At 34.7% G+C, this 13,669-nt stretch carries 11 protein-coding genes; 5 read left to right on the top strand and 6 right to left on the bottom strand.

Features of this window, described 5'->3' with window-relative positions; all coding sequences use genetic code 11:
* Window positions 1-52: 52 nt before the first annotated feature.
* The 6 genes from BG261_RS09395 to yycF all read right to left on the bottom strand — a co-directional run bounded on the left by BG261_RS09395 (window position 53) and on the right by yycF (window position 8,185).
* Window positions 53-850 carry a Cof-type HAD-IIB family hydrolase gene (locus BG261_RS09395; protein WP_070793059.1) on the bottom strand — a complete coding sequence of 266 codons (798 nt, stop codon included), beginning with the start codon at window positions 848-850 and terminating at the stop codon, window positions 53-55.
* Window positions 847-4,392 carry a chromosome segregation protein SMC gene (gene smc / locus BG261_RS09390; RefSeq protein WP_070793058.1) on the bottom strand — a complete coding sequence of 1,182 codons (3,546 nt, stop codon included), beginning with the start codon at window positions 4,390-4,392 and terminating at the stop codon, window positions 847-849. The genes BG261_RS09395 and smc overlap by 4 nt, the downstream gene beginning before the upstream one ends.
* Window positions 4,392-5,120 carry a ribonuclease III gene (gene rnc, locus BG261_RS09385; protein ID WP_070793138.1) on the bottom strand — a complete coding sequence of 243 codons (729 nt, stop codon included), beginning with the start codon at window positions 5,118-5,120 and terminating at the stop codon, window positions 4,392-4,394. The genes smc and rnc overlap by 1 nt, the downstream gene beginning before the upstream one ends.
* Window positions 5,121-5,192: 72 nt before the next feature.
* Window positions 5,193-5,996 carry an MBL fold metallo-hydrolase gene (locus tag BG261_RS09380; protein ID WP_070793057.1) on the bottom strand — a complete coding sequence of 268 codons (804 nt, stop codon included), beginning with the start codon at window positions 5,994-5,996 and terminating at the stop codon, window positions 5,193-5,195.
* A gap of 30 nt (window positions 5,997-6,026) precedes the next feature.
* Complete coding sequence (locus BG261_RS09375; protein ID WP_070787646.1) at window positions 6,027-7,442, bottom strand: ATP-binding protein; 1,416 nt, start codon at window positions 7,440-7,442, stop codon at window positions 6,027-6,029.
* A 14-nt stretch (window positions 7,443-7,456) separates the two neighbouring features.
* Window positions 7,457-8,185, bottom strand: a complete 729-nt coding sequence (gene yycF, locus BG261_RS09370; protein WP_070793056.1) for a response regulator YycF — start codon at window positions 8,183-8,185, stop codon at window positions 7,457-7,459.
* 200 nt (window positions 8,186-8,385) lie between these two features.
* Here yycF and BG261_RS09365 point away from each other — a divergent pair, with 200 nt between their 5' ends.
* From BG261_RS09365 to BG261_RS09345, 5 genes are all read left to right on the top strand, one after another.
* The gene (locus BG261_RS09365) at window positions 8,386-9,126 is read left to right on the top strand and encodes an amino acid ABC transporter ATP-binding protein (RefSeq protein WP_070793055.1); all 741 of its coding nucleotides are present in this window, start codon (window positions 8,386-8,388) and stop codon (window positions 9,124-9,126) included.
* A gap of 47 nt (window positions 9,127-9,173) precedes the next feature.
* Complete coding sequence (locus BG261_RS09360; RefSeq protein ID WP_070793054.1) at window positions 9,174-10,001, top strand: transporter substrate-binding domain-containing protein; 828 nt, start codon at window positions 9,174-9,176, stop codon at window positions 9,999-10,001.
* Between the two features lie 258 nt (window positions 10,002-10,259).
* On the top strand, window positions 10,260-10,940 hold the full coding sequence (locus BG261_RS09355) for an amino acid ABC transporter permease (protein ID WP_070793053.1): 681 nt from the start codon (window positions 10,260-10,262) through the stop codon (window positions 10,938-10,940).
* Between the two features lie 24 nt (window positions 10,941-10,964).
* Window positions 10,965-11,633, top strand: a complete 669-nt coding sequence (locus tag BG261_RS09350; protein ID WP_099098654.1) for an amino acid ABC transporter permease — start codon at window positions 10,965-10,967, stop codon at window positions 11,631-11,633.
* Window positions 11,634-11,839: 206 nt separating this feature from the next.
* Window positions 11,840-13,660: a glycoside hydrolase family 13 protein gene (locus BG261_RS09345; protein WP_070793052.1), complete on the top strand. Its 1,821-nt coding sequence runs from the start codon at window positions 11,840-11,842 to the stop codon at window positions 13,658-13,660.
* The last annotated feature ends 9 nt before the right edge of the window (window positions 13,661-13,669 follow it).

The raw sequence follows: 13,669 nt of genomic DNA, 5'->3' as shown, positions 1-13,669 counted from the left end.
ATCTATTTTTATTTCTTATATAGTCTTATCTTTCCCCTAAGGGAAAAGAACCTTATTTCAAGATATAATTTTCAATTGCCCATGCAATTCCATCTTCATCATTTGTTAAAGGAATAACATGGTTTGCTCTTTCCTTGACCACAGGGACTGCATTTGCCATTGCCATACCATAGCCTGCCCAATCAATCATTGACAAATCATTTTCTTCATCACCTATAGCCATTACTTCTGACTGGTCAATTCCTAAAATATCTATCAATTTATTTAGACCAGTAGATTTTACAACACCTTTAGGCATAAATTCAAGAATGATATCTCTTGATTTGAATGCTTCAAATTTTTCAAGTAAATTAGCAGGTAATTCCTTAATTTTCTCATCTAAGAAATCTACTTCTTTACAACAAATTGCCTTATTATAAATCCTGTCTTTAGGGAGTTGATCAATTGGAAGCTCAACGTATTTTAGAATTGGATTTATTTTTTGATAATCCGTATATCCATCAACCTGATAGACTGTATCATCACTTACAATTGACAATGGTAAGTTAAGACTTGATGTAACATCATGAATTTCTTTAAGCTCGTCTACCGAAAGTGAATCCTTAGTCAAAATTTCACCAGTATTCTTTTGAACTAAACCACCATTGAAAGTGATACTGTATTCATCTGAATCTACTAGATTTAATTCTGACAGAAGATGCTCAATTGACATCAGAGGACGACCTGTTGTTATTACAATTTTAACTCCTTTTTCTTTAGCTCTTTCAAGGGCTTTTTTATTTCCCTCCGAAACTTTTTTTTGACTATTTAAAAGGGTTCCATCTAGGTCTAAGGCTAATAATTTTATCATTTTTCCTCCTCAAGTATTTTCTCATCTATATCTTTAAGTTTTACTGAAACTATTTTTGAAATCCCTGACTCTTGCATGGTAACTCCATACATTACATCGGCTGCGGCCATTGTACCTTTTCTATGGGTTACAACGATAAACTGGCTAGCTCCATCAAATCGTGACATATAGTCACCGAAACGTTTAACATTGGCTTCATCAAGTGCCGCCTCTACTTCATCGAGTACAACGAATGGTACTGTTCTGACACGTAATATAGCAAATAGTAGAGCCAATGCTGTCAGAGCTTTTTCTCCACCACTCATCAGATTTAAGCTAGCTAGTTTTTTACCAGGTGGCTGAACAGCTATCTCAACACCAGCTTCAAGTAAGTCATCACTTGTAAGCTCTAAATCAGCATTCCCGCCACCAAACATCTGCGTAAAAGTAGTCTTAAAGCTTTCACGAATGGCTTCAAAAGTTGTTTTGAAGCGCACCTTAACTTCTTCGTCCATATCAGAAATTGTTGTAAGGAGCATTTCCTTAGACTGAAGCAAGTCTTCTTTTTGTGTATTAAGGAAGTCATAGCGCGTGCTTACTTCCTCATACTGACTTATAGCATCTAAGTTGACTACACCCAAAGATCGAATAGCTTTTTCCAAGTCACGCAATTTCATTTCAGATTGTTTAAGATCTTCAATGTCAGTTGACTTATCTTTTGCCTCTTCAAAACTCATGTGGTAATTATCAGTCAAGAGACTTTGTCTGCTTAAAAGATAATTCTTAGATTGTTCAAGCTCCATTTCAAGCCTTGTTCTCTTATCACCGACAATTTGTCGTAAATTAATATTTTCGGCATTTGCATCTTCTAAATCATCAAGTTGAGCTTGTAAATCCTCTGATTCAAATTTGATTTGAATAATCTTACGATTGCAAGATTCAAGTCGTTCTTCAACTTCTACAAGTTTACTTGATAAGTTGTCTCTTTCTTCAAGACTCAAATCACTTGGCTCAGTTAGACTTAGAGTTAATCCTTTAATCTCTGCCAGTGTATCTTCAAGTTCTCTTTCTAAACGACTTAATTCTGTTGCTGAGAATCTAAGTTCACTACTCACTTCTGAAAGTTTAAGGCGAGTTTCTTGAATATCATTTTGCAACTTATCTTGAATTAATTTAAGGTCTGCTTGGTTTTCGCGAATTTGACTTAAGTCACCATCTATCTTAACTTTTTTTATAGCGATACCTGATAATTCTTGTTCTAATTCTTTATTTTTATTAGTTAAACTTTCAAGTTCCAGAGAATCCTTGCTTGTTGAGATGAAAGAAAGTTGAATTTTAAAATCTTCTTCCTCTTTTTGCAACTGTTCAAGCTTAATTTGTTTCTCTTGACTAGCAAGCCTAGCCATTTCTCCTGCTTGGCGAATATTTTCAAGCTCTGTCGTTAGTGAATCACGTTTATTTTGTAATTCTTGAACTTTTAATTCAGCAGTCCTTAAAGTTTCTTCCAGCTGTGGAAGGGTTTTTTTAAGATTATCTATTTCTGCAACTGTAAAAGTCGTTGAATTTCGTTTGCCTGCACCACCCGAATAAGAACCACCTGGCATAAGAAGGGTTCCATCAAGTGTTACGATACGAACTGAATAGTTTAACGCTTTTGCAATCTGACTGGCATTTTCAGTGGTATCCACAATTGCAGTTGTACCTAATAGACTTGAAAGGGCCTTAAATATTCTTGTTTCAAACTCGACTAGGTTCAAAGCTACATCAATAAACCCATTCATACCTTGAAGCTTATTAATATTGTTTTGTGAAAGTTCACGCTCACGAATACTTGTAAGTGGTAAGAATGTTGCACGTCCTTGACGACTTTTCTTAAGATAGTCAATAGCCTTACGAGCTGAGTTTTCATCCTCAACAATAACATTTTGAGCACCAGCTCCAAGTGCTATCTCCATGGCAGTAGCATATTGAGAATCAAAACTAATAAGGTCCGCAACTGGACCAACGATTCCTCCAATATTATCTGCGTTTTGCAAGACCGCTTTTACACCTTGATAGTAATTACTGTGATTTGCTTGAATGTTCTCCAAACTAGTTAGCTTAGCTCTTTGATTCTTCAAAATATCAAGCTGATCAAACATTGCATTTTGTGCTTTTTGAAACTCTTGACCAGCTAAGGACTGAGCGGAAGCTATCTTCTTATATTCATCTAGCAAGCCCTCAACATCAAGTTTGCTCTTTTCAACTTCCATCTTACTTTGCTCAAGAAGCCTTTGATTTTCTGCAAATTTTTCTTCCAACTGTTGAGAATTTTCATTTTGTTCTCTTGTAGTTCGCAGAATATTATCAATCTCAGCCTTATTCCTTGTAATCTGGTTAGTGATTTCTGCTTCCTTATTTACTAGGTCAACATAATCTGTTCTCAACTGTTCCATAATTACTTCTGGACTGTCAGAATATTTTCCTTGTTCAATTTCTAAAGCAATAAGTTCCTTTTCAAGGATAGACTTCTGTAACTCATTTTCCTCAATAGAAATTTGAACTTCTTTAAGTTTTTCTTGATAGTCTATTTTATCTATTTCTGCAGTTTTGAGGCGTTCTTCAACTTCAGCCTTAGATTTATCTGAAGCATTCTTTTGACTATCAAAAAGTTCTATTTTCCCTTGGTAATCAGATTTTAGTCTCGTAAGACTAACAACTTCAGTTTGAAGTTCTTCTTTTTGAAACTCAAGTTTCTGTCTCTTATCTTTAATTGAAGAATTCGTTAACTCAAATTTCTTTTGCTTCTCTGCAATCTCAGATAACTCTTTTTTTATCTTTTCTAATGATTCTTCACGCTCATCATAGGAAACTTTTTCCTTTATAATTTGAGCTACAACCACTGAAAGTTCTAGCTTAACTCTTTCTTCTTCTAAACCTTGATATTTAAGAGCAGTGTCTCGTTGGGCTTTTAAAGGCGCGAGTTGTGTATTCAATTCATATAAAATGTCGTCTAAACGATCTATATTTTCTTGTGTGCTATTTAACTTGCTCTCTGTCTCTTTCTTGCGCCCTTTATATTTTAGTACACCTGCTGCTTCTTCAAAGATAGCTCGGCGTTCTTCGGGCTTACTGTTGAAGATTGATTCTATTTTCCCTTGAGAAATTATAGAGAATGAATCACGCCCAAGACCTGTATCAGTAAAGAGATCATGAACATCTTTTAAACGAACTTTTTTCCCGTTTATTAGAAACTCACTATCACCATTACGATATAGTCTTCTAGTTATAGAGACTTCTTTTTCCGAATTTAGATACTTATCTTCATTATCAAATGTAACAATTACTTCTGCAAAGTTAAGCGCCTTACGATTTTGGGTACCAGCAAAAATAATATCCGGCATTTTTGCACCACGTAAACTTTTAGCAGATTGTTCACCAAGTGCCCAGCGCAAGCTTTCAGTTACATTTGACTTTCCAGAACCATTTGGACCAACAATTGCAGTTATTCCTTGGTCAAATTGGATCTTTGTTCGGTCAGCAAATGATTTGAAACCAATCATTTCTATTTTTTTCAGAAACATTAATTTTCTCCCTGTTGTAAAATACTTGTTTCTACAACAAGATTATCATTACTATCAAGAGCATTTTTTGCTGCAGCCTGTTCAGCAGCTTTCTTTGATTTCCCTGAACCACGACCAATTTTTTCTTCATCAAGATAAACCTCTACATCAAAAATTCTCTGATGTGCTGGTCCACTCTCGTTAACAACTTCATAACTAATATTTACATCTCCATTAATTTGAAGCGCTTCTTGTAGACTTGTTTTAAAATCGACAACTTTTTCAAACTCACCACTTTGGACAGTTGGGATAATCACCTTGTATATAAAAGCTTCTGCAGCATGGAAGTCTTTATCAAGTAGAAGTGCACCTAAAAATGATTCAAATAGATTTTCTAAATTTGTATCACGACTTCTTCCACCGCTTTTTTCTTCACCGTGGCCAAGTAAAATGTATTTATCAAAATTACAAACTCGCGCAAAATTAGCTAGACTCTCAGTTCTAACAATATTTGAACGCATTTTTGACAGTTCCCCTTCAGGACGGTCTGGATATTTCTTAAATAGGAATTCAGAAATCGTTAATTCCAAAACCGCATCTCCAAGAAACTCCAACCTTTCGTTGTTTGAAGCTTTTGGGAGACGTTGTTCATTTGCATAACTCGAATGAGTAAATGCCTGCTCAAGTAATTTTAAATCAGAAAAGTTTACTGAGAAGCGTTCAGTTAATTCATTATTTAATTCATTAATTTTATTCATTTTTTTCTCCTTGTTAGTATTATAGCAAAAAAAACGATTGAATTCCTCAATCGTAAGTATGTATTAAATATCAAATAATGGACTCGCTTCAATATGTGAAGTATCAAATACCTTCACTTCATTGCGAGCGTCAATGTCATTTTGCATAAGTGTGTTGACCATGGTCATGTGTGCTAATTCTTTGATATTATTTTGTTGACTACGGTGACCTAAAAATATTTTTTTAGTCTTATTACCTATAACATCAATTGCTGCTTTCGCCCCATCTTCATTAGATAAATGTCCGTGATCACTAAGGATACGCTGCTTTATTCTCCATGGATAGCCTCCCATACGCAGGATCTCAATATCATGGTTACTCTCCATTAGATACGCATCAGCATTTTCAATGGTCCCAATCATTCTATCACTCACATATCCTGTATCAGTAAGCATAACAAAGCTTTTTCCATCCTTCATGAATTTATAAAATTGTGGAGCTGCCGCATCGTGGCTAACACCGAAACTTTCAATATCTAAGTCACCAAAAGTTAATGTTTTCCCCATCTCAAAAACATTTTTTTGTTCCGGAGCAATCTTCCCACACGACTCTCCGATAGCATCCCATGTTTCTTGGTTTGCATATAAATCAAATTTATACTTTCTTGCTAAAACTCCAAGTCCTGCCACGTGGTCCTTATGTTCGTGAGTAATAAGTAAGGCATCAATATCAGCAATATTTCTGTCTACTTGTGAAAGTAAATTTTCAATTTTTTTACCTGATAGTCCTGCATCAACTAGAATCTTTTTCTGTGGACTTTCAAGATAAAAAACATTTCCACTACTACCTGATGCTAAAACACTATACTTAAATGCTGATTCTTCCAATTTATTTCCTCGCTTTAAAAACTGGGAATATTATTCCCAGTCGTCTTCTTCTTCAACTTCTTGAGTTAGAGTTGGGTTGTAAGGTAAGATGATTGTGATTGTAGTACCACTTTCACCATCACTCGAAGCCCAAATATAACCATCATGTAACTTAATAACATCACGTACAATGGCAAGACCAAGACCTGTACCACCTTGTTCCCTATTTCTCGCTTTATCCACACGGTAGAAACGATCAAATACTTTTGGTAGGTCCTTTTTAGGAATCCCCATGCCTTCATCAGATATTTTAAGTAAAAGCTGATTACTTGTTTCCTCTAATGATACTGTAATATTTCCACCTTCTGGAGAATATTTGATAGCATTATTCATGATATTATCAATAACTTGACCCATCTTGTCCGTATCAATTTCAATCCAAATTGGATTGAAAGGAATTTTCCTAATAATTTTTATCGTTTTATCAAGACCAGTAGTCGCAGACATTTGGTCAAATCGATTCAATTGGAAGTGAAGGAAAGCTACGAAGTTAACTACTTCTTTGTCAGCAATCATATCTTCCCTATCCATTCTTGATAAGGTTAATAAATCACTTATCATTCGAATCATTCTATTTGTTTCTTCTAACGACACACTTATAAAGTTAGGTGCAATATCTGGATCTTTCCAAGCACCTTCATCCAAAGCTTCAAGATAACTTTTCACACTTGTTAGTGGTGTCCTAAGCTCATGAGAAACGTTTGCCACAAAGAGACGACGCTCTCTTTCAGCTGTTTCCTGCTCTGTTACGTCATGAAGAACTACGACAAGCCCTGAAATGAATCCACTGTCCCTTCTAAATAGAGCAAAGTGGAGCTGAATACTTACGTATTCACCCATTTCATTTTCACGATCTACAATTATCTCTGGTGACTGTGTTAAAAGATCTCTAAAGCTATATTTTTGTGCCAATCCAAGGACATCTACAATACGCCTTGAAAGTATATTTTTTTCTGTTTCATCCAGCATACTAAGTGCTGCTGCATTTGCCATTACGACTTTACCACGACGGTCAGTTGCAATAACTCCGTCAGTCATATAAGTCAAAATTCCGTTTAATCGATTATGTTGGCTTTCAAGAGTATCTTGAGTCTTTTCAATCTCTTCACCAAGTTTAATAACATTATCATATAGTAATGTGGTTTCGTTATTTCCAACAATATTTTTTCTTTCAGAATAATTATTATTAGTATAATCTTCAACCTGTTTTGAAATTTTAAAGATTGTGCCCGAAACTCTTTGCGTAGTAAATATTGTGATTACTAAACAAATAAGAGCAAACACCAAAAAACTTCTATAAAGTATCAAGTTTTGTGATAACAAGTCATAATTGAAAATGATAAAGATTGTAAACAGAAGTAAGACTAATGCAGTTGCCTTAAATACAATAGAATTGTAAAACTTCATCTTCTTCACTTATATTAACTTTCCTTATCGTTTTTTGAAACATCCTTTGATTCACTTAAATAGTACCCAACGCCACGACGAGTAGCAACATATTCAGGTCGACTTGGAGTATCTTCGATTTTTTCACGTAAACGTCTAACAGTTACGTCAACGGTACGAACATCGCCAAAATAGTCGTATCCCCATACTGTTTGAAGCAAGTGTTCACGAGTCATTACTTCTCCAATATGTTGTGCCAAATAATGAAGCAACTCAAATTCTCTATGCGTTAATTCAAGCGGCTCATCTCTTTTATAAGCAACATATTTTTCTGGAACAATTTTCAAATCTCCAACAATAATCTCTTGTTTAGAATCATCTTCTGGAGTTGCCGTTTGAACTGCTTTGACACGGCGCAAATTAGCCTTAACACGGGCAAGTAATTCACGATTTGAAAATGGCTTAGTAACGTAATCATCCGCTCCTAATTCAAGACCGATTACTTTATCAAACTCGCTATCTTTTGCACTAACCATTATTATTGGCATATCACTAGTTTTTCTAATTTCACGCGCAACTTCTAAACCATCAATTTTTGGCAACATTAAATCAAGCAAAATCAAATCAGGGTTTTCTGATTCAAAAAGCTCAAGTGCTTCTTCCCCATCAAAGGCTGTTACAACTTCATAACCTTCTTTGGTTAAATTAAATTTTACAATATCACTAATTGGTTTTTCGTCATCAACCACAAGAATTTTTTTCATGTAAGACCTCATCATATTTATAATTTATACTTATTATACAATTTTTCATCCTATATTACAAAGCATGGGCACAAATGATATATACCAACTCTATAATTGTCAGAAGATTTATTCAAATCATAATTTTGCTTTGACTAAAAAAAAATATTTTGCTAGAATAAATCAATGTCAGAAAATCTAACAAGAAGAAAGGACTTTTTATGGCACTTATTGAATTTAAAAATGTTGAAAAGTATTTTGGAGATTTCCATGCGCTAAAAAACATTAATCTTGAAATTGAAGAAGGACAAGTAGTCGTTCTCTTAGGCCCTTCTGGTAGTGGTAAATCAACACTAATTCGTACTATAAACGCCCTAGAAAAAATTAACTCTGGTGAACTAATAGTTGACGGTCGTCACGTTGATAATGCAAGCAACCAAGATTTGGCAGAACTTAGAAAACACGTTGGGATGGTTTTCCAACACTTTAATTTATATCCCCACAAAACTGTGCTAGAAAATGTTACATTAGCACCTACTAAGGTTTTAAAAATATCTAAAGCTGAAGCTGAAAAAACTGCTGAAGAATACCTACAATATGTAAATATGTGGGATAAAAAAGATAGCTATCCTGGAATGCTTTCAGGTGGTCAAAAACAACGTGTCGCAATTGCGCGCGGACTTGCTATGCATCCTAAGCTACTTTTATTTGACGAACCTACTTCTGCACTTGATCCCGAAACAATCGGTGACGTTCTTGAAGTTATGCAGAACCTCGCTAAGCAAGGAATGAACATGCTTGTAGTTACTCATGAAATGGGATTTGCCCGTAATGTAGCTGACCGTATCATCTTTATGGCTGATGGCGAAATCCTACAAGATACTACCGACGTTGCTGGTTTCTTTGATAATCCAACTGATGAACGTGCTAAGCAATTCCTTGGAAAAATTATTTCTCATTAATTTAAGACTAAAAACTTAAATTAATCATAAAGATAGAAGGAGAGATAATGAAAAATTTAAAAAAATCACTAATCTTTTTCACTAGCCTAATTGCCCTTATTACACTTGCTGCCTGTAGCGGAAGTAAATCATCTACAAACAGCGACGGGACTGGTAGTGAAAAATCTGGTTTAGATAAAATTAAATCAAGCAAGAAATTACAAGTTGGGGTTAAGCAAGACGTACCTAATTTTGGATTCAAAGATCCTGACACAGGAAAATTTTCTGGTATGGAGATTGAACTTGCAGAGATGGTTGCAAAAGATCTTGGTGTAGAAGCTGTATTCACACCAGTAACAGCTCAAACTCGTGGTCCCTTACTTGATAATAACCAAATAGATATCGTAGCTGCTACTTTTACAATAACTGATGAAAGAAAGCTCACATATAACTTTACAGAGCCATATTTCACTGATGAAGCAGGTTTCTTAGTTAAAAAGAAAAATAATTTTAAGAGTATTAAAGATCTTGACGGAAAAAATATCGGTGTAGCCCAGTCATCTAGTACAAAAACAAATTTAGAAAAATTGGCTGATGAAAACGGAATTAAATTTCAATACACAGAGTTATCTGATTACCCATCATTAAAACTTTCACTCACTGCGGGAAGAACAGATGCATTTGCTGTAGATAAATCAATTTTATCTGGATATGTAGATGATCAAACTGAAATTCTTGATATTGGTTTTGCACCTCAGAAATATGGAGTTGCAACAAAAAAATCTAATACCGAACTTGACGATTATATAAATCAACTTATTGCAAAATGGAAAAACGATGGAACAATGAATAAATTATACGAAAAATATAATTTGAAAGATGCATCACAAAAATAACTCACATGTATAGTTGATTAAAATAGAAATAAGACAAGGCACTGCGCTACGCTACGATATCCATAAAACTTAAATTGCTAAAGCAATTAGTTTCTAATGGCGACGAATCGATGATAGAACTAGCGTTCATCGAGATGAGTCACTGCACGTTGCTACGATGTCGATTATACTTAAATAAGCAAGCTTATGCTTATTAGTATAAATCGCAACGAAGTATTAGTCTATTCTTAAGCGACTATGATTTAGAAAGGAGTTCCTATGAGCCCATATGCTCTTGAACGTTGGCAAGCACTCTTTAGTGACTTTGGAATCTTTGGTAAAGCATTCCTCTTCACTCTTGGAATTGCTGTTTGCGCATTAATATTAGCTTTAACACTTGGAGTAATATTTGGAACTATGTCTTCAAGTAAAAATAAAGTACTGAGAGGTATCTCACTTGTATATGTGGAGGTTTACCAAAACATTCCCTTGCTAATTCAATTCGTAGTTGTCTACTACGGTTTCCCAATCTTAAACCAACATTTAATGCTCAGCGCCTTTTGGACTGCTGTACTCTGTGTCGGTCTTTACCATGGTGCTTATATTTCAGAAGTTATTCGTAGTGGTATCCAAGCAGTTCCTCGTGGACAGCTTGAAGCTGCTGAGTCACAAGGTTTCACCTACACAGAAGCAATGCAGTTAATCATCCTTCCTCAAGCAGTGAGAATGATTATCCCACCCCTTACTAACCAAGTGGTTAACTTAATCAAAAATACATCTACAATTGCCCTTATTGGTGGAGCAGATTTAATTTTCACTGCCAAAAGCTGGTCGTCTGGAAATCTAAGTTATATTCCAGCATTTGTAGCAGCGGGTGCCCTATACTTTATTCTATGTTTCCCAATCGCCTCTTATGGACGCCACATTGAAGAAAAGAATAAAAACTCTTACAGTATTTGATAATAGTCAATAGAAAGGGGAAAAATGTCATTAATTGAACAAGCACAACAAGTATTCACTGCACCAAATATGAGATTTATTTTCGAAGGGTTAAAACTTACTCTTTGGATTTCATTACTAGCAATTATCTTTAGTACATTCTTCGGTACCATCTTAGCAGTTATGAGAAATGGTCGAAGTAAAATTCTCAAACTTATTGCTAGCATCTATATAGAAGTAGTTCGAAACGTACCAAACTTACTCTGGATTTTCGTTATCTTTTTAATCTTTAAGATGAAATCCGTTCCAGCAGGTGTTACAAGTTTTACTGTCTTTACTTCTGCTGCCTTAGCTGAAATTATTCGTGGTGGTCTAAACGGAGTTCCCGAAGGACAAACAGAGGCTGGAAAATCACAAGGGTTCTCTGAATTTCAAATTTTAACTTTTATCATTTTACCTCAAGCGATTAGAAAAATGCTTCCGGCAATAATTTCTCAATTCGTAACAGTAATTAAAGATACAAGTTTTCTATATTCTGCCATAGCATTACAAGAGCTATTTGGTAGTTCTCAAATCTTAATGGGTAAATACTATCAAGCAGGACAAGTATTTATGCTATACGGTACAATTGCAGTAATCTACTTTGTAGTTAACTTTATCATTAGCCAATTCTCTAGACGACTGTCTAGAAGTTGGGCAAGCTCTTTAGAATAAACAATTTCATCAAAAGGTCAATCATCAGATTGACCTTTTTTTTGCATCTTCTTCTATTATATATATGATATACGATTATTATGTAATATATTTCTCATAAATACGCTTTCAATTTTCTAAATATATAGAAAACTCACTTCAAATGATATATAATAAAAGTAATGAAAAGTATTTTCATTTTCATAAAAACTATCGGAGATAATTAAATGGCAAACCTTTACTTCAATCCGTGGGATGAAGAATACAAAGTCCCTTTTGGGGCAAATAAAATAAATTCTAAGAATAAATTTAATATAATTGTTGAAACAGATAGCCCAGTTGATGTTGATTTCGTTTTGCGAAGCGAAGACGGTTTTGAAAAATATTTTCCAATGAACCCGTCAAATAAGACCAAATATTTACATACAATTGAGCTTTCCGATTTCGATAAAATTGGGATATATAGTTACTTTTTCCAAATAAGAGAACATAAGAATGACTGTACCTACCTTTTCTTTTATGGTGCAAAAAGACCTCACACTGGCGAAGGACAGTGCTATCCACATAAAAATGAAACGTCTCCTTTTACTTTGACAATTTTTGATGGCGAAGATAAGGGACCTGATTGGTATAGAAGTGCTGTTTTTTATCAAATATTCCCTGACTCCTTTGCTAAATCAGATGATGAAAAAATTGAAAACCCAATTGATAATGTCCTCTTCTATGGCAAGACGACTGACCGTCCTTTTTATGTAAAAGAGCCTAGTGGCGATATCGCACGTTGGACCTACTATGGTGGAACACTGCGTGGTATTAGGGAGAAAATTCCCTACTTGAAAGATTTGGGAATCACTGCCCTTTATCTAAATCCAATTTTCAGAGCTTCAAGTGTCCATCGTTATGACACTGCGGACTACATGGAAATTGATCCCTTATTGGGAACTGAGAAAGACTTTGCTGATTTGATAAAAGAGCTTCATAAAAATAATATGCAGATTGTTCTTGACGGAGTTTTTTCTCATGTGGGTAGAAACTCTACCTACTTCAACTATGATGGTCGTTTTGGTGAAAATGCTGGGGCATATCGTGATCCTAATAGCCCTCATATTGATTGGTTTAAATTCAAAGAATACCCTCATGATTATGAATCTTGGTGGGGAATCATGGACTTACCTGAAATTGATAAACATAATCCAGTATTCCAAAACTATATCTATCAAGCAGAAGATTCAGTTGTTAATAAATGGACCAAATTTGGTGTTGATGGTTGGCGTCTTGATGTCGCTGATGAACTTCCAGATTCTTTTATTGCTGGAATCCGAAAAACCTTGGATAACTACAATGATAAAGTTTTAATTGGTGAAGTGTGGGAAGATGCAAGTCGTAAGATTGCTTATGAAGAAAAAAGAAAATACATACTTGGTAATTCAATGCACTCAGTTATGAATTACCCATTTCGTAGTCTAATTTTGGATTTCTTAAATGAAGATATTTCTGCCCAAACTGCTTACTATCAACTTACTAGTCTACAAGAAAACTATCCAATTGATATATTCTTGAATAATTTTAACAATATTGGAACTCATGATACTGCACGCGCTTTGACAATACTTGGAGAAGATACTAATAAACTTTATCTTGCACTACAAATGTTGATGACGCTCCCAGGTGTCCCTTGTATATATTACGGAGACGAGGCACTCACTAGTGGTGGACCAGACCCGGATAATCGTTCTTTTTTCCCATGGAAAAGTATTAACGATAAGGTCCATGATGACTTCAAAAAATGGATTAAAATTCGTAAAGCAAATAAGGAACTTTCTAACGGTCTTTTACTTTCTTTTTACACAAATAAGAGTCTTGGAATAATTCGTTATAATAACGAAAAAATATCAATTCACATCATCAATGCTTCTAATAGTATTGATATTTTAAACGACCAATCAATTCACTTCTCAAAACCAATACCAGATGGGATTCTAAGCCTTTTTTCTGGTGAAAAAATTGAACCTCAATCTTCTATATTTTTAAGCAAGAACGTTATTTAATGACGCTCT

This window comes from Floricoccus tropicus (genome assembly GCF_001832905.1).
GTDB classification, from domain to species: Bacteria; Bacillota; Bacilli; order Lactobacillales; family Streptococcaceae; genus Floricoccus; species Floricoccus tropicus.
This window is presented reverse-complemented; position numbering and strand designations above follow the sequence as displayed.

Coding starts and splice junctions, on each gene's coding strand:
- BG261_RS09365 (WP_070793055.1), top strand. CDS start 8,386: ATGGCACTTATTGAATTTAAAAATGTTGAAAAGTATTTTGGAGATTTC.
- BG261_RS09375 (WP_070787646.1), bottom strand. CDS start 7,442: ATGAAGTTTTACAATTCTATTGTATTTAAGGCAACTGCATTAGTCTTA.
- BG261_RS09355 (WP_070793053.1), top strand. CDS start 10,260: ATGAGCCCATATGCTCTTGAACGTTGGCAAGCACTCTTTAGTGACTTT.
- smc (WP_070793058.1), bottom strand. CDS start 4,392: ATGTTTCTGAAAAAAATAGAAATGATTGGTTTCAAATCATTTGCTGAC.
- BG261_RS09345 (WP_070793052.1), top strand. CDS start 11,840: ATGGCAAACCTTTACTTCAATCCGTGGGATGAAGAATACAAAGTCCCT.
- BG261_RS09395 (WP_070793059.1), bottom strand. CDS start 850: ATGATAAAATTATTAGCCTTAGACCTAGATGGAACCCTTTTAAATAGT.
- BG261_RS09360 (WP_070793054.1), top strand. CDS start 9,174: ATGAAAAATTTAAAAAAATCACTAATCTTTTTCACTAGCCTAATTGCC.
- yycF (WP_070793056.1), bottom strand. CDS start 8,185: ATGAAAAAAATTCTTGTGGTTGATGACGAAAAACCAATTAGTGATATT.
- BG261_RS09350 (WP_099098654.1), top strand. CDS start 10,965: ATGTCATTAATTGAACAAGCACAACAAGTATTCACTGCACCAAATATG.